Origin of the sequence: Lacibacter cauensis (genome assembly GCF_007830055.1) — a bacterium.
Lineage (GTDB): Bacteria > Bacteroidota > Bacteroidia > Chitinophagales > Chitinophagaceae > Lacibacter > Lacibacter cauensis.
This window is the reverse complement of sequence record NZ_VLLE01000005.1, coordinates 1-19861: the sequence shown is the minus strand read 5'-3', so window position 1 is coordinate 19861 and position 19861 is coordinate 1. Positions and strand designations below refer to the sequence as shown.

Sequence of the window (19861 nt, the reverse complement as noted above, 5' to 3'; positions counted from 1 at the left end):
ACCAATCAGTGAATATTCCTACCATTTTGATAAGTCAGCCGAAAATCTTTTGGAGAAAGACCTGTCAATGTTTTAAAAAGACGAGTCATATGATTGGGAGCAGAAAAATGCAAGTCATAGGCGATTTCTTTGATGGTACGATCCGTATACAATAGTTGTGATTTTATTTCGAACATTAAAAACTCATTAATCATTTCAGAAACAGGAATTCCAAAATGCGCCTTCACTGATTTGTTTAAAGTAACTCTACTAACACCAAGTTTACCAGCATAATAGCCGATTCCACTCCGATTCTTTACTTCCCGGATTAGCAGTTCTTTAAACTTTAAAGCATTCACATGCTGCTTTTTATCCGGAGACAAATAGAACCTATGTTCATATTCACGATTCAGCTTTACCAGAAGAAAATATAACAATGCACGGATTACGTGTTCACTGTCTTTGCGGATATTTTTTATTTCAGTCAACAGATCTTCCAATACAGATTGTACACGAAAAAAAGAGTTCGCATCCGGTTTCAGATATAATGGCGTAGCCTTATTATAGAAATACTGTAATCTGTACGTAAAAAGCTTGTCAACAAAAAATGACGAAAGGAAATCAGCTTGAAAAAGCAGAAAGTAGCAATCGATAGTTGCTTTATCAACAAACCACTGTCGTTTTTGAAATGGGGAAATGAAAACAATCATATCATTTTCAACAGGTATCCGTTGCTGATCAAGCAGAATATACCCATTTCCTTGTTTAAAGAAAACTATTTCATAAAAATCTGTTTCATGTAATGTCTCCTCAAAAAAATAAGCAGGAATATCAGCATAGGTTCCGATATCCATTAATAGCCCAACTCCGTATTTGTTTTTTGTAAATTTGAATGCGACCATACTAATTTCAAGCTAAAACGATTAAGAAATAATACAGCGGCTTAAATCAAAACTGAATAGATTTTCCTTTTAACAAGTATAGACAGCAACCAGACAAGTAAAAAGTGAAATCTTAATAATGTAAAATCGCACAACTTACAACGCCTGTTACTTAAGATGCATACCTTTTCCAATAACCACTACAATTTCAAAAACCGTTCAACTTCTGTTTTAAAACGCTCACCCACCGGAATAATCATTTTCCCCATTTCAATGGTATTGGCCGAAAGTGTTGTAATCGATTTCTTATTAACAATATAGGATTTATGAACCCGGATAAAACTACCCGATAGTTCAGCTTCAATCTGGCTAATCCTGTATTTAAGCATCAGTTTCTTTTCATCCCTGAAATGAATTTGTATAAAATCCCTGATACTTTCAATGTATACAATTTCGCTTTCGTTAAACTGGTAGATTTTTGTTCCTGATTTTATTGACAGATAAATATCTCCGGGTACTGTTATATCTGTGAGTGGTGTGCGGTTGTTATTTTGGTTCCTGCGCCAAAAACGTTCAACAGAAGCAAGAAACCGCTCAAAGGTTATTGGTTTCAATAGGTAATCAACAATATCCAGATTGTATCCTTCTAATGCATACTCACGGTGGGCTGTAGTGATGATTACAGCAGGAGGAAATTGTAATGCTTTTAAAAAGTCAATACCCGTAATACGTGGCATCTGAATATCTAAAAACAATAGCTCTACCCGGTGCTGCTTCAGAAAAGATGAAGCTTCAACCGCATTGGTGCACGTTCCCGCCAGGAGCAGATTATCCATTTCGCTGACGTGCTTTTTTAATAACTGCACGGCCAATGGCTCATCATCAACTATTAAACAAGTGGCTTTCAAGAGAGGGTTAATTGCAGATTTGTTTTAAAAAAATGATTTGCTTTTGTAATTGTAAAACTATTCTTTTCCGGGTACAGTAATTCAAGCTGGCGTTTCAGATTTTGCAAACCGATACCCGGAGCTTCTGCTGCATCGGGATCATATAAATTTTCGGTATTGAACGTAAGCCTATCTTTGAAACACTCCAAGGATACCTTCACATCTGTTTTTCCGGCATTTTGTTCTACCCCATGTTTAAACATGTTCTCAACAATCGGCAATAACAACAATGGTGCTATTTTATAGGAATGATCGGCTTTGTATTCAGCTTTTAAATTCAACCTGTCGCCAAATCTTATTTTCTGTAAGTCCAGGTAATTCTGAAGCAACTCGATTTCTTTTTCCATTGGCACTAATTTATCGTTACAGCGATAAAGCAGATAGTCAAGTATGTGGGCTAACTTTTCAATACAATAAGAAGTTTGCGGCGAATTTTGAACAGCAAGTGAATAGATATTATTCAGTGTATTAAACAAAAAATGCGGATTTAATTGTGCTTTTAACGCTGCAAGCTCTGCCTCCTTTTTCTCATTTTCGGCTTCGGCTTGTTTGCGCATCAGCAATTGTCTGTCGAGTAACAAATAAAAAGCAACAAATGGAAATGCGGCAGCGATATTGCCGATAATATAATATTGGAAAAGGATTCCGAGTTGACTTACAATTTGCAAAAGGGTTTCCTTGCTGTTGTTATAGCCAACAAGAGGTTCTACAAGATAAACCACTCCCACCCTGCTTACAACTGCAATTGCATACAATCCTGATACCAATAGCAGAAAGCCATTTAATAGCTTCGTTTTTTCAAGCAAAAGTGGCATTACAATGATGCATATAAAATAACTGGTGGCTGCAACGCTCAGTAAATGGAAAAGCGTTTTTACTGCAGCTGCATATGAAATGGCCGTTACCGCACCTGCATCTTCCCCGCCCGAAACAAGAGGCTGTACCAGGTAAAGGATGTACATGACAATCCAAAAAACCAGATGTATCAACCACTTTCTTTTACTTAAAAAACGCATGTATCCTTTTGAGCTAAATTAAATAAAAAAAACAGCTGCATTGCTGGAAATAGATGAACCGGCATTGTTTTAACACCAACAGTTCTTTTTCGGACACGAACACGTGAACCTCCTGTTTATAGGTATTTAAATCGCTTTGATCGATTTAATTTTTATGCACCTGGAAAAAACTAAAGGTTTGCAAAAAAAAGATATGCGTTTTAAATTCCTCTTTGTTTTAGTAGCCGCTTTTATTGTTCGTAATGAATGCATGGCGCAATCAGAAAATTATAAAAAGAAAAAAGACAGTGCGCTTAAGACAACATCTCCATTTGAATTAATTGCAGCCCATCAAAAAAAGGATGTGGTACTGGAATACGAGGATAAAGAGCTTATGGTTTTTGAACCTGTAAGTAAGCAGGCACCTGTGCATCTTTTAATTGTTCCCAAAAAAAGAATTACGACTTTGAACGAAGCAGGGACGGATAATCAGAATATGCTGGGCAAAATGATGCTGTTGGCAAAAGAAATGGCCCGCAAAAAGGGTATAGACCAAACAGGTTACAGGCTGGCACTAAATACAAATGAAAATGCCGGACAGTCCGTGTTTCATATACACCTGCATTTACTGGGAGGCACAAAACTTGGCCCTATGATGGACCAAACCTTTCGAAATAATTTAACGGCAAACCCCAATACCGATAAACAGCAGATTGAACATCTGTTACACCTGTTTATGAACTCCATCGAAAAAAAAGATACCGGTACGTTATTTTCTTTGTTTGTTGATGTGCCCATTAGCTGGGTTGCAGTTTGGAAACCTGAAACATTGAAGGAGTTGCAAAAAACAAAACTCAATGAGCCTTTAGTGGAATCTCGGAATTACAAAACATGGGTCACCGGTCTGATGAGAGACCGCCTTTACCAGGAAAAATTTACCAATCCTGTTATTTCAGAGGATGGCACAATTGGATCTGTTACGTTCGATTATAGTTTTTTGGTTAATAATAAAAAAGGTAATTGGGGAAAAGAAAGTTGGGGGCTTATAAAAGTGAATAATCAATGGAAAATTGCAAGTGTATTATTTTCGGTTGAGCTGGAAAAATTTAAATCATCTGGGAATGAGCCGAAAGATGGAATAGAGATAAAGCATCCGCTAGCAGAAAAATACATCCAATCATTTAAAGACACTGCTAATTTTCACGGAACTGTTTTGATTGCAAAAGGAGATTCAATCATCCATCATGCAGCGTATGGCTATTTTGATGTCGAAAACAAAGTGCCCAATGCCGTTACGACGCAGTTTCTTGTTGGCTCACTTACTAAATCCTTTGTTGCGACGGCCATCATGCAACTGGTAGAGAAAGGCATGGTTGATTTAAATGCCCCCCTGCAACAGTACATTCCTAACCTTAAGCCTGAACTTGCCAAAAATGTTACAGTTCATCATTTACTTAAGCAACAATCGGGTCTCGCTGCGTCAATGGATAATTTAACAGAATATGAAATCATGGATATTACACCGCTTGAGCTGCTGGAAATCATTAATAAATCCAAAAAGAATTTTAATCCTGGTGAGAAACATGAATATTCCAATATCAACTATTGCCTGCTGGCAATGGTTATTGAAAAGGTAACAGGCAAAACCTACCAGGCTTATTTACAGGAAACAATTTTTACTCCGGTTGGTATGAAGAATACAGGAATGGAACGCTTGCTGAACATACCGGCAAACAGGGCCATTGGCTACCGAATGATTAACAACCAGTTTCGCCGTGTGCAAAACGTAGTTTCCTATGCGTTTGGTTCCGGCGATATATATTCAACTACTATGGAACTATATAATTGGAGCAGAGCGCTACAAAGTGGAAAATTAGTGAATGCAGAAAGCCTGGCTAAAATGTTTGATGGAGGCACGAAGGACTGGGGCTATTATGGATACGGATTCCGGGTACAAGGGTATCAACGCAGTCCATTATTGCAAACACCGGGCACCTTAATACGGCATGGAGGAACGATGAACGGGTTTACTTCCAATTATCATTATTATAAGGAAGATGATTTAACAATTATTATTCTGAGCAATTACAGGAATATTCCAATAAGAACCTTATCCTATCATTTAAAAGAAATTATCCTTGATTCCGAGCCAGGGAAAAGAAAAAACATTCTGGCTGAATAGTTTCTTTCTTAGGTATATAATTCTTATTCGCCAAACAGGCAGTGCAGAATATAAGTAACACTGGCAGATACACTTTCCTCAATAATACCAGAGAAATTGAAAAGCCTAAGTGAGCATTCACTCAACAGCTATTGAAACTGATAGGTTATTTGCCCTGTTATAACTGAACTTCCTGTATATGTAGCAGTTTTCACCACGTTGTTATTAACAAGAATTTCAAGTTTCAAACTTCCGGCTCCAGATGCGTCACCACGTAAAGTAAAGGCATCTCCTCTGGTTACGGTTGTACTTAAAGATTTGGAAAAAGGTAAATTTTGATTGGTAAGATTTGTCAAGCCTCCAGTTTCATTTGTATAAATGATACTTGTTGCCTGGGAAACTCCGTTCGAAGCTATAATTCTGTATTGAATCGAAACCGGAAGAGGATATGAAGATTGACTTCTTTTTTTACAAGAAAAAGAAACTGCAATCAAAATAATACTACACAAAAATAGTCTAGAAAGAGAACTCATTTTTTTAGACAAAAATGAATGAAAACGGCCTCAATAAAAATGGACAAAAAAGCATTTATCTTGTATAATTTATACAAACCTCTATTAATCTATTCCACAAATCCGCCTCAAAGTTGAACACATCAAAGGTTAAACGTTTTTTTATATGTCACTATCCACTTGAATAACTTTGTTCCAATCAAGGGGCCATAAGCTTTCATAATAAATTGAACATAAAACCATTTGTCAGTACATTTCAACCTATTGTCTAACTACCTCAAGCCAAGCCTTACATACAAGTATACTTTAGATAACCACCACTTACATCAGAACACACATCATTGCATTCACTTTAAGCATGGATATCTATCAATAAAACTGATACTCGTATTTAATAAAAAAAAGAACGTCGTCACCATGAAGTGTTACAGATGAAATCAACAATTGACCAAAATAGCTCAGAAGACTTACTTGCTTTATTTTGGTATCATATTCCAGATAAGCTACTCTAACAAGATTAGCATGTTCGTCATAAAAATATTCTTCTTCCCGGCTACCGTATTTAATTTTTGCAAGTCTGTTCAAGCCGTCGTAAAAAAGCAAAATGGTTTCCTTCATTCCGTCTGGATAATACGTCTCAACCGTTTTAATGACATTACCAGATGAATCGTAATAATATTTCTTTTCGCTGTTTGTTTTATTTCCTTCTTTTACGACCTCAATTTGTAATTGTTTAGCTGCATTGTAAGCATATATTGTTCTTAACACTGGCTCTGTACCTTGTGAATATTGTCGTTGCTCAATTTTATTTCCGGCAGTATCGTACGTATAAACTATTACGGGTCTTTTTTCCTCACCGGGAGTAGTTTGAAAAACAGTATCGATTCTACCATCTTTCAAATAGCTGTAAGCTGTGGTTAAATAAACCACCCCTTGTGCATAATCTTCTGAAAGATACAGTTGCCCAAGTGTGTCGTAGTATTTTCGGTTAAGGATAAAACAATTATTACCTGTCGAATCACAATCAAACTGTGTTACAGTTTTGACTTTTTTATTTTGCATAACCTTGGCATTAGGTAAAAAATCCTGTGCGTACAAAGTAGCATAATTGATATTGAACAACGTCATAACAATCCAGAATCTGATCATTTTAAAGAAAATAAACTATCTAAACGAAGGAACTGTTACAGGTTTAATAATCAAATGGTGCGCTGAAATCTTTTTTGTTACTTGTTTTACCCATAGCAATCATGATGACATCTCTTGGATCACCTAAAAACCCAGTATCAAACAGCCGCCTTAGTTCATTCAGGTTTCCATCTGCTACAACCAGTATGCTTCTGGCTAACTGATCTATTCCAACTGTAATATCAGCTCGATTGATTGACTGTAAAAGCTTTTCAACTTCGGCCTGTTCAACTGGAGAAGGAAAATAACGGGCAATTGATTTATAGATATCTGCAAACAGCCAGTTATCAAGTTTTAAATTCGACAGACTGTTCTGTATCTGGTTTTGCAAGTATGCATTTATTTCCAGTTTCGCTGTTTTACAAAGCTGTATCAGTTTCAGATATTTTTCATTTCGCTGACGCTCACTTTCATAATTAGATGCGGAAACAAATTTCGAGCACCTTTCAAATTCCCTTGCAGCTTTTTCATATTCACCTGCTCTCAGATAAATATATCCAAAATCAAAACATTCATAGCCCGGCGACCCCCAACTTACCCGATCGCCGAATTTATTCTTTCCAAAAAAATTTTTTTGACACGACTTGACAATATCTACAGAAGTCCTTGTATTGTCATAAAAAGGCAATACATATTCCTGAAAAAGCCGGAGCACTTCTGTCAAACTTCTTTCCCTTACTTCATCAGTATCACTTGGCCACCAGGTATCCAATCCGTTTTTGCTTGCCAATTTTCCCAACCTGTTACCCGGCCGAAGTATAAGGTAATTTTGATTTTCACAGTACATAGGCCGAATACCGATATCCAGTGTAAATGTATTGGTATGCCGATGGACATTAAAAATAAAAAACTGAAAAACATGATCATGTGTCATCCTGCCAAAACCATCTTTGCCATATTGTTTAAAACCATGCAACTGAAGAAATGCTGTTGCAACTTGATTCCAGCATTTCAAAATATCTGATAGCTTACTCATAAAATATCTGCTTAGTTTGAATATTCCGGCTTGGGTATATTGATTAAGTTCAATTGTTAATAGAACGTGCTATTGAAATCATTGTCGTTGTAATTATTTCAAGGTCATGTACAGATGTCCTCCAGTTTACAAAAGACGCCCTGATACCCTTTTTCCCATTATAAAAAGTGGGTGTCATAAAGACTTTTCCTGTACCGTTCAATTGTTCCAAAAATACAGAAACCAATTCCTGATTTTTGTCATTTTTCAAAGTAAAACAGACATTGTTCAAACGAACGGGTGCCAGCAATGCAAATTGCTCAGAAAGGAAAATAAATTCACCTAAACGACGAGCCATATCGACTGAATTTTCAACAATAGCCCGAAACCCTTTTTTTCCATATGCCATCAGTGAAAACCAAACCGGCAATGCCTTTAAGCGTCTTGAATTCTCGGGCAGAAAATTCAAGTAACTGAATTGATCAGTAAGTGAACCCAGATAAGGTGCATTGGAGTTCTGAAAGGTTTCCACCTGCAGATCCTGATGATATGTTTTGATAAAAAACACAGCATTTTCATAAGGAACGTTCAGCCATTTGTGACAATCAATTGTAATACTGTCAGCGTTCTCCCACCCATCGAGTAAATGTCTGTAGTAAGGGGAACAGGTTGCAAAAGCTCCAAACGCTGCATCGATATGCCACCAAAAACTGTACTTACTTTTTAGTGCAGCAATTGCTTTGAAATTATCAAAATCAACGGTATTGACTGTACCTGCACTTGACACCAGAATAAACGGCTGTTCTTTCAGCAGCTTGACTTTATTTTCCAGATCCATCAAATCAATACTCTCCCTGTTCCCTTCTTCAGTACCGACTTTTAATATATTGGCACTGCCAATCCCTAACATCGACATGGATTTCAGAATGGAGGAATGTGCATTCGCTGACAACACATGCAGATTTTGAGAAATTCCGCTTTGTGAAATATTTCTTCCCTGACATTTACCGGCCCATTGCCTGGCAGTTGCAAGACAGGTAAAATTAGACATTGTTGCTCCCGTTACAAACCCGCCGAGAAACGTTTTGGGAAGTCCGAAGAGCTCTAACAGTAAATTGATCGTAGCTTTTTCGATGATTGCGGAATTATCGCCCTGTCCATTTGTTGCTTGTGTATTTTGATCATAAATAGAAGCGAGCCAGTCCCCTGCAATTGCAGCAGGAGTTGAACCTCCCGTGACAAAACCCAAATATCTGGGGCCTGATGAACTGATGATCACGGGCTCAAATTGAGAGTTAAACAATTCGAGTGCACGCAGGGTTCCTATCCCTTCATCACTTAAGTTATGCGTTTGTTCGACTGTCGCAGCAATGGTCGGCCGTTGAGAGAGTTGTCCTAAGTAGTCCAGACCCTGAAGTTTAACAACCTCTAATAGCGATTCAATGTTTGCAAGATCGTCTGCTAATTGCTGATGCATTATTGAAATATTTTATTGTGGCAATATAAAAATCTACGCAAATCTCAGGATGGCATCTGTTAAAAAAACACACCTCTTTTATATTAAAAGTGTAAAGAATAAACTTTATCAGCCAAATGTTCAATCCATTAAAATTCCACTTTCCGATATCAAAAATCACGAACTTGTCTTTGACTTAAAAGCTGTTCTGCTATTACTCCTTTATTCATCTGCGAACATCAGAAACCGTGTAATAAGCATCACAGAAAGTTATTCTTCATCAATATTCCGATTTCATTTTCTGTTGACTTTTCACTGACAGATAATAATGAGATAATAGATTTCCTTTCAGATTCAGTTCGATTCTGGCTTAATTTAAATTTTGCCTGCACCTGTGTAATCTGCACTTCAAAAGCAACTATTCCCTTCTGCATATTTAATTTGAACTGATCAGGAAGACTCTTCCATTGCCGGAGATAATCCTGCTCATACTGTTGAATAGTTTTTATTAATAACTCTTCTACCTTATTCTGCTCCCGAATAATTTGAACCTGTCCGTACACGTGAATCGCAACATAATTCCACGTCGGAACATTCAAAGCCGAGTTGTAATGAACCGGAGATATATAAGCGTGCGGCTCAGAAAATATTACGAGAGAAACCTGATTTTCGATAGTTTCCCATTGTTTATTCAACTTAGCAAAGTGTGAAAGCAGCTTCAAATGACCATCTTGTTCCTCAATAACAAAAGGCAGATGAGCTGCTACCGGCACCTTATCCTGCAAAGAGACGATTGAAGCAAAACTATATTGTTTGATAAAACTCAGAATCTGATTACTGTCTTCAACAGAGAAGTGTTTTGGTATATACATTTTTTTATTTTTTTACAAAGCTGTACATAAAAGGCTCTTACCTGGAAGTTTACAAGCTCATAAACTAAGGCAGGATGCGCACACTTGAAAATGTATTCACATTGTTTCACAGCAACAATACCTTGATCTAATCAACACCTTCTATATCTCACATCGGATTGACACGTTAATAAAAATCAGCCATTAGTTTGTTTACCTCTTACCCTATGCCTTAAACATTTAAATGACATTTCTCAGATGGATTAAAAAAAACATACTTAATTATGTTCAAGCTTGTTCTTTCACTGCGCTGATTTCTCCAAAAAACAATTTTGTGTTAGCAACCTACTGATGTCTTAATTTATTATCGAACTATTACAGGTACAACTATTCACAATCATCAAACCTCTTCTGTTGCTGACAAAACCGCCTACACAAACAATACAAACCCTAACATCAATAGAAGTCATCTTTTAGTAATTCACAATTACGATTTAAGAACAGGAATAATAGAATCAAAAAAATCTTTAACCGTTTTATGTTTCAAAGACATTGCATTCTGCCCTGCCCAAAATGTCAACAGCTCGGTTCGCCCCTGTTCAATTGCGGCTTTTCGCAAAGGAGATAGAAAAACTGATTGCAAAGGAAATGGAAGTACTTCCGCAACCGAACGCAAGTCATTTCCGACACGACCACTGATACCTCTTGCAAGTCTTCCGGTAAATACATTTGTAAGTGACGTATATTTTGCACGATCTGAAAAAAGCACCTCCCTGTATTCGTTAGATGCTCCTGATTCCTGACAGGCTAAAAATGCAGTACCGATCTGAACACCGGATGCACCCAGTTTAAATGCAGCCTCGATACTTTTAGCATCAACTATTCCACCCGCTGCGATCAAGGGCACTTTCACTTTTGAAGACAACTGATGCACCAGGGTGAATGTTCCATGCAACGACAGTTCCGGTGTTTGTATAAATGAGGGGCGATGGCCTCCGGCTTCAAAACCTGAAGCTACAATCAGATCAACACCTGCATCCTCCAAAGCCAAAGCTTCATCAAGTGTTGTTGCGGCACCAATGGTTGCGATTTGGCGTTTGCTGCATTCGATCAGAATATCCCTTGATGGAATTCCAAAAACAAAACTGAAAACAGCAGGTTGCTGTGACAACAGTACTTCAACTTGTTTTTCAAATTTGCTGGTAACATTCTGTGGCTTCCGAGGAAGGGGAATATTCAATTCCTCAAAATAAGGCTTGAATACCGCAGCAACATTTTCAAACTCAACATCATTCAAGTCACTCGCATTTGCATCTGCATCATTGACCCATAAATTAATATTGAATGGTTTATTTGTGAGTTCTCTTATTTCCTTGATCACTTCTGTAATTTGCAGTGGTTCCAATTGATATGCTCCGTATCCTCCCAAACCTCCTGCATTGGAAACGGCAGCTACAAGTCTGGAAGAGGACAAACCTCCACCAAAGGGGCCCTGCAATATGGGATGCTGAATTTTTAAAATGGGGGCTATGTCTTTTTTTCTAGTCATCATGTTTTTCTGTTGAAGTCAACCTTGGGTCATATTTAGTGTCGATATACTCCAGACCTAACGGACCAATTGCATAAACCTGTGTGATATACTCACCTGATTTTGCCCAATGAAAATGCGGCGTATTACCAGGTAATACAATAACAGCTCCCGGTGGATAGGCCTGTAAAATATTATCGTTAAAGACTTCTCCTATTCCAATATAAAAGACGCCCGAAATCACAGTATATACTCTGTCCTCAGGATGTTTATGCGGCATTATCTTTTCATTCAAAGGCACTTTTACCCGCACCAGGTAAGGTGCTGGCTTTCGTGGATCTCCGACAAGAATAGCCAGTTTAACTTTTGCAGGAAATGCTGCGAACGAATTCCACTGCAGGCTATCCTGCCAAACAACCCCGAGTTTGTTGATAGATAACTCCTGCGTATAGCTATCCGCTTTGATGATAACCACGAAGAATAAAATCAACAACCATTTCCATTTAAACATCTGTGCTCCCTCTGCTTTTTTCATTGTACCGGTTGAAGGATTGACCACTGAACGTCTAACTATTGCATAAAAAAATGAAAACCCGGCAGCAATTGCCAACCGGGTTTCATATTTACCGCGTACCCACACCCACATTTGTAAAAATTTTATTTACGATCTTCCACTGACCTTCAATTCTGCTTAATGACATATAATCGTAATAATTATATCCCAACATCGGCAGATGGAGTTTTGCACTGGCAATATCATTGACTGCTTCAATTCCTAAAATCTTCATTTGAAACTGCTCGCCCGAATCACAGGGGCTTTTGCGGTTCTTTACACCATGCAGATATTCCTCGAGGTTCTTGAAGTAAGGCTGTCCGTTGATATCTCCGATCAATAAGCATTGCGTATGAAACGCAGAGGACAGCTTATCGATATCTCCATAGTAGATGCCTTCAAAATAATTGGTAATAACAGACTGAATCTGTTGTATATCCTGCTGAAACATAAATACTGATTTAGTTGCCTTTAATTTGTCCTAAAAGTTTTTCTGCAACCAGTTCCGATGACTGCGGATTCTGACCGGTAATTAAATTGCCGTCTTCGATTGCAAATGAACTCCAGTCTGCTCCTTTCACATAAATTGCTCCTCTTTCCTTTAACTTACTTTCCAGAGGGAAAGGAACTATTTTTGAAAGCTGTACCGCATCTTCTTCCGTGTTGCAAAAGCTGGTTATTTTCTTTCCATTCACGAGATAATTCCCTTTTTTATCTTTCACATTAACCAAAGCTGCCGGACCGTGACATACAAAGGCTACAGGCTTTTTGCTTTCATAAAACTGCTGAATCAAACGGATAGAATTTTTATCATTCGCCAGATCCCACATAGGGCCATGACCGCCGGGATAGAATATCGCAACAAAATCATCAGGTTTTATTGTTGAAAGTTTTTTGGTAGAAGCCAATACCTTCTGGGTTACTGCATCATTATAATAACGTTTTGTAGAAGACGTTTGAAAGGAAGGTTCATTGCTCTTTGGATCAATCGGTGCCTGTCCTCCATTCGGTGTGGCGACAACTACTTCGTATCCTTTATCCGTAAAATAATAATACGGTGTCGCAAACTCTTCGATCCAGAAACCGGTTGGCTTACCGGTATTCCCAAGTTTATTATGGGATGTTAATACAAAAAGAATTTTAGTTTTTTTATTGCTCTGTGCGTTACCGGCAAAACATGCCATACTAAAAATTGCAACGAGAAGAATCATTAAATTAGTTTTCATTTTTTTACTTTTTTGAGTTTAATTAAGATGATGACCGGCAACATGTCCGCCGTCGACATTGATGATTTCACCGGAAATAAAATTGCTGGTTGCTACGGTATACACGACTTCCGCAATATCTTCCGGTTCACCGATCCTGTTTACAAGGTGAAGACCCGCTAAACTATCTGCATCAGCAACACCGATTTTACCCTGTAAAGGACTACGAATGATTCCTGGGGCAATTGTATTAACACGAATGTTTTGTTTGCCAAATTCAGCTGCCAGCTGAACGGTTAATGCATGGACGGCTCCCTTACTAACAACAGGAGCAGTTGCAGGAAATCCACCGATCGCATGATTAACCAATACGGTTCCGATATTTAACACCGAACCACCGCCAAGTTGGAGCATTTCTCTGATTGCGGCCTGTGTAGCGAAAAACGTTCCTTTGAGATTGATTGTAAAATACCTGTCCAAATCAGCTTCTTCCACATCCAGAAAACCTTTGGGAGCAAATACGCCGGCATTATTAATGAGCACATCAACGGCTCCAAAATGTTGAAGAGCAGTTGCTACCATTTCATCGCAGACAGCTTGTTTGCTGACATCCCCAACAACCACTTTTACATTTTCCGGAGAACTGAATTCTTCAAATGTGTTTTGAAGATTCTGCTTTGTAGCAGAGTTCATTACCACATTCCATCCTTTATCGAGAAATGTTTTACTGATTGCTTTGCCTATTCCGGTTGATGCACCAGTTACGATCACTGTTTTTTTACGCATTGTTTGATTGTTTATTAATTTGTTTACGAATTTCTGTTACCTGCTCACCTGCAAGCCCCCAATTATCGCTGTCGATTTCTCTGATGATGACATGTGTGAGACTAAAATCCTTATTAAGGACATCTTTCAGGAGTTGTGTTGCACCAAGAATCAATTCCTGTTTTTGTGCTTTGGTAACACCATCACGTGTTACATCAATTTGTATAAAAGGCATGTTGTATTTATTTTCTATGCAAATTTCAGTTGCAGCTGTGCCCGAAAGAATGGACGAAAAAACACATGAATTGCATTTTTATACATACCGTATGAAATAAGAAATGAACAAGTAGTCCTATCAACCAATGATCATAAAAGTTTTAGGAGAATCATGCAGATAGACGACGTATAATAAATACAAAGAGTAAGGACTCCTCATCTTATATTGTGTTTGAAAAATAACGATGTAAAAATCATTCCTTTTCCCGCAGCCTGCTCAGCAAGATCTTTTACAGGTTTTCAAATAACGGCAAACCAGAATAAAAAAATCCAAACTGTAGAACCGAAGCCTGCATGTATTGCAAAGACAACCAAAGTCTTCGTCAAAAAAAATGGAAATAAATTCAGCTTGTTGAAATGAACGATATACAGGAAGAGGTATATGTCTCAATTCAGATATGAAAGTAATATTGCAGTGACAACAGATTTGAATGCAGATCGAAAGAGGTTTCTAAAAATCCGTGTACTATACCGGATTTATCAGAAAAATGCTTTCTGATTCCAATTACCCTGGAACCTCCTGTTTTAACCGGAATCTGCATATCGACAAAAGACGTAAAATTTTTCTTTAATTTAACGAAAAAAGCGATGGAAAAAACGCCCGTATTACGATAGGTCCATGAATAATCAATATGCTTAAACCTCGCATCACTGGCAACAAAAAATTCATGCTTTGAAACATAGCCAGCCATTCTCAAATTTTTAAATGAAACTGCTGCATGAATGGCTAAGGCCGTATCATGATAAGAAGTACCGATACCTGTTGAAAAGTGATCTGTCCATTTGTATTGCAGCTTTGCAGTTGGCCGTGCGCCGATAATTGACGCCTGTGGCATTGACTCGATTAAGCTTTCAGGAACAGTCGGATTCGGCCGTAATTCGGTAGTAAGCGTTGCTGTGTAACCAAAATTGATCTTTACTTTTTTACCGGGCTTAAGAATCAATTCTGCTGAGCTGTTGGAATAATTTTGTTTTGCTACAGTGAGCGACCCAAAAATCCGAAAACTGCATTTCGTGTTTAATGAATCGGAAATCATTAAAGCCATGCGCATTTCAGATATATTCTTAATCATCCGCAGGGTATCAAAATCCACAAAGGTTTTTGATCTAAAAGCAAAAAGGGCCCTGTCCAGCTTAACTCTATTGGTTAAACTGAAAGGGCCTTTTTGACCAATAGCAGCAATGGGCAATAACAAAAAACAAAAAGCTGCTATCCGCATTTTAAGCTGCATTTTGTTTTGAACCGAACTTTCCAAACCTGCTGTTCATCATAGCGTCCAACGCAAATTTGCCACCTCCGGTTATAAAAAGACACACAAACACAACTGCATCTTCCATTGCATGTGAAGCGCCATTGAATCCTTCGTTCTTTCCAAAATGGAAAAGTATGGCTACGATCATTGTTCCCAATAAAAACAAAGATGCAGGCCGTACAAACAAGCCTATAATCAGCAGTAAGCCTCCCGCAAACTCTGCCAATGCAGCCATCAATCCCCAAAATGCAAACCCACTTTTCAAGCCAACAAACTCCATCGAACTTCCTACAAAGGTCCAAGTCTCTGTTCCTCCAAAAAGCTTCGGCGCTCCATGCAAAATGAACATAAATCCAATCAAAACTCTTAATACCAGCAAACCCATGTCTACTTTTTGTTCTTTTAAATCAGCGATCATATACTCTTATATTTTTTTGCAAAGTTGTCCCGCTGCACTGCATGATAGAATAGCAGAAAATGCAGAAAACTTGGATTTTTCAACCTTTTTATAAATGACAACTACATCTAGGTCGTTATTGTGCAAGTGAAAACCACATTTGTGCAAGACGGCATATCTGGTACATTGATTAAATTTGTAGAATAAATTTTACCAGCAATGGAAAAGAAGAAACATGCACCAGTATTTGCAATCGCCGACTATTGCAACACAAAAGAAATACGCAGTATTAAAATAAGTTCATTTCAAGAAGAAGCATGTACGATTGCAGAAATTGAAGAAGGGCATCGTCAGAATTATTATGAAATTGTCTGGTTAAAAAAAGGGAGCGGCAACCATGTTATTGACACGATAGATTATCCATATGCCGGATCCGTATTGTTCATGTTATCTCCCGGTCAGTTACACCGCATTTTTCCAAAAGAAAAAGCTGAAGGTTTTGTTATTAAGTTTTTACCGTCGTTGTTTTCAGACAGTAAAGACATGGACGATTACCTGATTAAAACAGGCTTATTTGACAATATACAAACCGAACCCGTCATTAAACTCACGGCTTCGGTTCATGCAGTACTGGATGATGTTTTGAATAAAATGGAAACAGAGTTCAATGCCAACGAGGAAGATAAAGAAAAAATAATGCTTGCTTACCTGAAAATACTGATCACCCATATCAGCAGGTTAAAGAAAATCAATACGTCACAGGAGTTGACAACTACCGATGTCAATTTCTCTGTATTTCAAAAATACAAAAGAGAGGTCGAAAAAAAGTTTCGTACCGAACACAGTGTACAGGCTTACGCCGAGGCGCTGTCCATACAGCCGAGAACATTAAACAGCTTATCCAAAAAATACACTGCAAAAACAGCAGGAGATATTATTGCAGACAGAATTATACTTGAGGCAAAAAGAGAGCTGTCTTACAACAGCAAGAGTATTAAAGAAATTGGATATGAGCTTGGATTTGATGACCCTGCTTATTTTACTCGGTTTTTCAAAAAACAGACGGGAATTTCTCCCCAGGAATTTAAAGCAACTGAACATTTATCATCGGTCAGAAAAACAGCTGTTGGCTGAAAAAACCAAGTGAAACATTTAAACAACCGACTCTGAAAAGTTCTGCTATTCCATTTGCATTCAGATCGCTACTGATTTCCCAATAAAAAGGCAACTACTCTTTTACAGACAACAAGCAGCTTCAATAGCAGCCTTTTTACGATCCTAACTATCAACTTTATGATTGAATATTTTACATTTTGTAAACATAAGACCAGCTAGCTGATACTGCTCTCTGAGTATCACAACTGTGCGTTGACCAAGCTCAACAATAGACATATAGAACATTGGGTAACACCTCCATGAATCTTTATTTTCAGCAACTGAACTATTTTCAAAAGCAACGAAATGCCAATTCATATCACTTCTTTTCATTTTGAATCATCGATCTAACAATCCATTGTCTTTAAGCGGAAACTTTCGGTTTACAAAACTTATTGACTGCCAACTCTTGCTCTTATTACCAGAGCCGTTATACCTGCTTCATTCATACGCTAACTTAGTGACTTGTAACTGCATAGGAAATGACTTTAAAATATGTTATTCGATTATGCAAATAACCTATTTACAATACGATACAGGTACAGGTTAATTATAACAATACAATTCTTTCATTCAGGAATAGAGGTAGGACCAGTTTTTTGGCTGTCAGCATTTAGGTCTTTTTCAGCGAATCCGTTTCAATTTCACCCTAACATAGAAGTATATTCAAATTTTTCACCATCAAAGGAATGTGCAACCAATGAATGAAATCCAAACATCCTTTTTTCGTCATAAATAAAATCAATCCCAGTGTTCGAAAGAAATGAAATTCGTTTAACTGAAAGGTTCTTAGCAAAGTCGGCCTGATTTAATTCAGTATGATCCTCATCAACCCAGATGTTATCATACTGGCTGAGAAAATCTTCAATAATTTTCTTTCTTGCCATGTCTTCGTAAAGAGAATAATTATCAATTACACGGTTAACCATTTCCAAATGCTCGTCAATACTTACATCTTCCGGATCAATCTCTATCTGAATATTTAATTCATCTACAACTATGCTTGTAGTAAAAACTACCTTCTTATTTTTTTGGTATACCATTGCTGCTTAATAATCTGTATGATTGTGTGATTTAACCTTACTACGAAAACAGTTTTCTATACACGGTTTTATCGAAGGCTATTTATACTTCCATAAATAGCTGCTTGATCTGACTATGAAACCTTTGCTCACTAACTTTCAATACTTCATTTATAAAATCTGTTGATATTGGCTTATTCCCGGAATACCTGACTGATTGTAAGAAATTTCTTAATGCCATATTTACTGTTTGTTCCCCAATCAGTTCACTTAGCTGAACCATTACCACTGCACCTTTTGAATAACAAATATGTGGATTACCATCACTTACTTTATACAATGGCTCATTTGATGAAAATCCTTTTTCTGTATCATATATCTGCTGGTGTACCTGCAAGCGTTCTTTCATTTTTTCAATACCATACATTTTTTTATACAGCATCATCTCTGTATACATGGCCAAAGTTTCCGTAAGAAATGCAGCGCCTTCTCTTATATCAGGAACAATCTGATTGCCTCCCCACCATAAATGAGATAACTCATGCCCTGCCAGCTCATTGATTACATCCTGTTTTTGATCCGCTTTAATATTGGCATGAAAAAGCATATCCTCAGTCATAAATATGGATGCAGGATAAGCTGTTCCGGCGAAGCCCTTTGTGAATGAAGACACTTCTGCAAAGCAAACAGACTTAAAAGGGTATGCCCCGAAATTACTGCGGCAATAGTCCAATGTCAATTTTGCATTACGTATAAGATGATCTACGTTTACTTCATGTTCAGGATGATACAGCACACTGATAGTTATACTATCATGCAGAACACTCTTAATTTTATATGCTGCAGAAGAGACTGCAAACCGAAAAGGAATCGGATCCATTGCTTCGAATTGAAAATAATTTCGGCCCTTGTCGCTCCATTTCTTTTTCAGTTCGCCGATACCTACTGCGGTTTGCCCGTCGTCGGTATCAATTGTCATTGCAAGCGTTATCAAATCATCAGCAGGCTCTCTTGGATCCTGAATCCGCTTTAAGGGAGTAGCCGGCCCCAGACCGTATTGTTTTCTTTCAATGCTATCCATCAATTCATAGTCCGATTGATAACCGATCCTCGGATAATACCGGCTGATGCGCATAAATGAACCATTTTCAACGATGGCATTAAAAGACTGATGTCCATTCACCGGACGCCAGGAGTACTGCAGTGAAAATCGCAATTTTGCACTGTCATTTGGCCTCAATGGCTGACGAAGGTAAATTTCACTGATGGGTTGATCGATCTCAAGTGTCTCTGAAGCAGACGTAAACTGTGCCTCTGTTATTTTCAAATCATCATGAAAACTAACGAGAATGTGGTTCACCGGACGGTTGGATTTATTCCTGATCGTATAAACGCCCTCAACCGTGTATTGCTGTAATGACGGGAATAGATGCACCTGTGTTATTACATCAGTAATAACAGGCTGCGGTATGGCTTGATATTTTCTGTATTTTTTTTCATAGCTAACTGCCATTTCCAGCTTCTGGCGTTTATCTGCAGGTACATACCCTTTTAAGAATTGATTGGCAAAGAAAAAAGATGAAAAAACTAGAAAGATGAACAGAATCAAGAAATGAACTTTCATTTTGCGCTCTTTTATCATATTTGAAATCTGCCAGAAAACCAACAAACTGCATAAACCAAACATCGCCCGTTGTGCATATGAAAGCATATAGGTTCCATAACCATTAAAATCACTGTATTGTCCCCTAAAGGCTGTAAGGAAGCGAAACAACGGATTAT

The 19861-nt window shown here is 37.8% G+C and carries 20 protein-coding genes; 2 read left to right on the top strand and 18 right to left on the bottom strand.

Translation table 11 applies throughout. From position 1 onward, the window contains the following. Nucleotides 1-5 precede the first annotated feature (5 nt). The 3 genes from IQ13_RS13780 to IQ13_RS13770 form a co-directional block, all read right to left on the bottom strand. Entirely contained in the window at nt 6-881 is an 876-nt protein-coding gene (locus IQ13_RS13780) for an AraC family transcriptional regulator (RefSeq protein WP_144886978.1), read from the bottom strand. Nucleotides 882-1060: 179 nt separating this feature from the next. After that, nucleotides 1061-1768 (bottom strand): LytR/AlgR family response regulator transcription factor, encoded by a 708-nt coding sequence (locus IQ13_RS13775; protein WP_144886977.1) that lies wholly within the window; start codon nt 1766-1768, stop codon nt 1061-1063. Continuing rightward, on the bottom strand, nt 1765-2823 hold the full coding sequence (locus IQ13_RS13770; RefSeq protein WP_144886976.1) for a sensor histidine kinase: 1059 nt from the start codon (nt 2821-2823) through the stop codon (nt 1765-1767). The genes IQ13_RS13775 and IQ13_RS13770 overlap by 4 nt, the downstream gene beginning before the upstream one ends. A 136-nt stretch (nt 2824-2959) precedes the next feature. Here IQ13_RS13770 and IQ13_RS13765 point away from each other — a divergent pair, with 136 nt between their 5' ends. Further along, nucleotides 2960-4984 carry a serine hydrolase gene (locus IQ13_RS13765; protein ID WP_144886975.1) on the top strand — a complete coding sequence of 675 codons (2025 nt, stop codon included), beginning with the start codon at nt 2960-2962 and terminating at the stop codon, nt 4982-4984. A 128-nt stretch (nt 4985-5112) separates the two neighbouring features. Here the strand turns inward: IQ13_RS13765 and IQ13_RS13760 are convergent, their stop codons facing one another. The 13 genes from IQ13_RS13760 to IQ13_RS13700 form a co-directional block, all read right to left on the bottom strand. After that, nucleotides 5113-5496: a hypothetical protein gene (locus tag IQ13_RS13760; protein ID WP_144886974.1), complete on the bottom strand. Its 384-nt coding sequence runs from the start codon at nt 5494-5496 to the stop codon at nt 5113-5115. A gap of 348 nt (nt 5497-5844) precedes the next feature. Next, nucleotides 5845-6537: a hypothetical protein gene (locus tag IQ13_RS13755; protein ID WP_158637399.1), complete on the bottom strand. Its 693-nt coding sequence runs from the start codon at nt 6535-6537 to the stop codon at nt 5845-5847. A gap of 130 nt (nt 6538-6667) precedes the next feature. After that, nucleotides 6668-7375: a hypothetical protein gene (locus IQ13_RS13750; protein WP_144886972.1), complete on the bottom strand. Its 708-nt coding sequence runs from the start codon at nt 7373-7375 to the stop codon at nt 6668-6670. Between the two features lie 313 nt (nt 7376-7688). Next, nucleotides 7689-9095 carry a pyridoxal phosphate-dependent decarboxylase family protein gene (locus tag IQ13_RS13745; RefSeq protein ID WP_144886971.1) on the bottom strand — a complete coding sequence of 469 codons (1407 nt, stop codon included), beginning with the start codon at nt 9093-9095 and terminating at the stop codon, nt 7689-7691. 239 nt (nt 9096-9334) lie between these two features. Beyond that, complete coding sequence (locus tag IQ13_RS13740) at nt 9335-9946, bottom strand: FMN-binding negative transcriptional regulator (protein WP_144886970.1); 612 nt, start codon at nt 9944-9946, stop codon at nt 9335-9337. A 466-nt stretch (nt 9947-10412) separates the two neighbouring features. Continuing rightward, a complete protein-coding gene (locus tag IQ13_RS13735; protein ID WP_242009552.1) occupies nt 10413-11477 on the bottom strand; it encodes an NAD(P)H-dependent flavin oxidoreductase in 1065 nt (354 codons plus the stop codon). Continuing rightward, entirely contained in the window at nt 11467-12099 is a 633-nt protein-coding gene (locus IQ13_RS21510) for a cupin domain-containing protein (RefSeq protein WP_199758269.1), read from the bottom strand. Before IQ13_RS21510 ends, IQ13_RS13735 begins: the two co-directional genes overlap by 11 nt. Continuing rightward, nucleotides 12077-12457, bottom strand: coding sequence for a nuclear transport factor 2 family protein (locus IQ13_RS13725; RefSeq protein ID WP_144886969.1), 381 nt, complete (start codon nt 12455-12457; stop codon nt 12077-12079). The genes IQ13_RS21510 and IQ13_RS13725 overlap by 23 nt, the downstream gene beginning before the upstream one ends. Nucleotides 12458-12467: 10 nt before the next feature. Next, nucleotides 12468-13232, bottom strand: coding sequence for a type 1 glutamine amidotransferase domain-containing protein (locus IQ13_RS13720; protein WP_144886968.1), 765 nt, complete (start codon nt 13230-13232; stop codon nt 12468-12470). 18 nt (nt 13233-13250) lie between these two features. Beyond that, nucleotides 13251-13997 (bottom strand): SDR family NAD(P)-dependent oxidoreductase, encoded by a 747-nt coding sequence (locus tag IQ13_RS13715; RefSeq protein ID WP_144884906.1) that lies wholly within the window; start codon nt 13995-13997, stop codon nt 13251-13253. After that, the gene (locus tag IQ13_RS13710; RefSeq protein ID WP_144884907.1) at nt 13990-14211 is read right to left on the bottom strand and encodes a 2-hydroxymuconate tautomerase family protein; all 222 of its coding nucleotides are present in this window, start codon (nt 14209-14211) and stop codon (nt 13990-13992) included. Before IQ13_RS13710 ends, IQ13_RS13715 begins: the two co-directional genes overlap by 8 nt. A gap of 433 nt (nt 14212-14644) precedes the next feature. After that, complete coding sequence (locus IQ13_RS13705) at nt 14645-15325, bottom strand: hypothetical protein (protein WP_144886967.1); 681 nt, start codon at nt 15323-15325, stop codon at nt 14645-14647. A gap of 148 nt (nt 15326-15473) precedes the next feature. Continuing rightward, nucleotides 15474-15923 carry a DoxX family protein gene (locus IQ13_RS13700; RefSeq protein ID WP_144884909.1) on the bottom strand — a complete coding sequence of 150 codons (450 nt, stop codon included), beginning with the start codon at nt 15921-15923 and terminating at the stop codon, nt 15474-15476. Nucleotides 15924-16121: 198 nt separating this feature from the next. Between IQ13_RS13700 and IQ13_RS13695 the strand changes: the two genes are divergently transcribed. Continuing rightward, nucleotides 16122-17036, top strand: a complete 915-nt coding sequence (locus tag IQ13_RS13695; protein WP_144884910.1) for a helix-turn-helix domain-containing protein — start codon at nt 16122-16124, stop codon at nt 17034-17036. Nucleotides 17037-17701: 665 nt separating this feature from the next. Here the strand turns inward: IQ13_RS13695 and IQ13_RS13690 are convergent. Together IQ13_RS13690 and IQ13_RS13685 are read right to left on the bottom strand one after the other, a co-directional pair. Then, nucleotides 17702-18100 (bottom strand): DUF2262 domain-containing protein, encoded by a 399-nt coding sequence (locus IQ13_RS13690; RefSeq protein ID WP_144884911.1) that lies wholly within the window; start codon nt 18098-18100, stop codon nt 17702-17704. Nucleotides 18101-18182: 82 nt separating this feature from the next. Then, the coding region (locus IQ13_RS13685) for a M1 family aminopeptidase (protein WP_144886966.1) at nt 18183-19861 on the bottom strand (1679 nt) is incomplete at its 5' end.

What these genes read in the sequence shown, in the direction of transcription:
- IQ13_RS13780 (WP_144886978.1), bottom strand. Translation starts at nt 881, where the DNA reads ATGGTCGCATTCAAATTTACAAAAAACAAATACGGAGTTGGGCTATTA.
- IQ13_RS13770 (WP_144886976.1), bottom strand. Translation starts at nt 2,823, where the DNA reads ATGCGTTTTTTAAGTAAAAGAAAGTGGTTGATACATCTGGTTTTTTGG.
- IQ13_RS13760 (WP_144886974.1), bottom strand. Translation starts at nt 5,496, where the DNA reads ATGAGTTCTCTTTCTAGACTATTTTTGTGTAGTATTATTTTGATTGCA.
- IQ13_RS13755 (WP_158637399.1), bottom strand. Translation starts at nt 6,537, where the DNA reads ATGCAAAATAAAAAAGTCAAAACTGTAACACAGTTTGATTGTGATTCG.
- IQ13_RS13745 (WP_144886971.1), bottom strand. Translation starts at nt 9,095, where the DNA reads ATGCATCAGCAATTAGCAGACGATCTTGCAAACATTGAATCGCTATTA.
- IQ13_RS13740 (WP_144886970.1), bottom strand. Translation starts at nt 9,946, where the DNA reads ATGTATATACCAAAACACTTCTCTGTTGAAGACAGTAATCAGATTCTG.
- IQ13_RS13735 (WP_242009552.1), bottom strand. Translation starts at nt 11,477, where the DNA reads ATGATGACTAGAAAAAAAGACATAGCCCCCATTTTAAAAATTCAGCAT.
- IQ13_RS21510 (WP_199758269.1), bottom strand. Translation starts at nt 12,099, where the DNA reads ATGTGGGTGTGGGTACGCGGTAAATATGAAACCCGGTTGGCAATTGCT.
- IQ13_RS13725 (WP_144886969.1), bottom strand. Translation starts at nt 12,457, where the DNA reads ATGTTTCAGCAGGATATACAACAGATTCAGTCTGTTATTACCAATTAT.
- IQ13_RS13720 (WP_144886968.1), bottom strand. Translation starts at nt 13,232, where the DNA reads ATGAAAACTAATTTAATGATTCTTCTCGTTGCAATTTTTAGTATGGCA.
- IQ13_RS13715 (WP_144884906.1), bottom strand. Translation starts at nt 13,997, where the DNA reads ATGCGTAAAAAAACAGTGATCGTAACTGGTGCATCAACCGGAATAGGC.
- IQ13_RS13710 (WP_144884907.1), bottom strand. Translation starts at nt 14,211, where the DNA reads ATGCCTTTTATACAAATTGATGTAACACGTGATGGTGTTACCAAAGCA.
- IQ13_RS13705 (WP_144886967.1), bottom strand. Translation starts at nt 15,325, where the DNA reads ATGATTAAGAATATATCTGAAATGCGCATGGCTTTAATGATTTCCGAT.
- IQ13_RS13700 (WP_144884909.1), bottom strand. Translation starts at nt 15,923, where the DNA reads ATGATCGCTGATTTAAAAGAACAAAAAGTAGACATGGGTTTGCTGGTA.
- IQ13_RS13695 (WP_144884910.1), top strand. Translation starts at nt 16,122, where the DNA reads ATGGAAAAGAAGAAACATGCACCAGTATTTGCAATCGCCGACTATTGC.
- IQ13_RS13690 (WP_144884911.1), bottom strand. Translation starts at nt 18,100, where the DNA reads ATGGTATACCAAAAAAATAAGAAGGTAGTTTTTACTACAAGCATAGTT.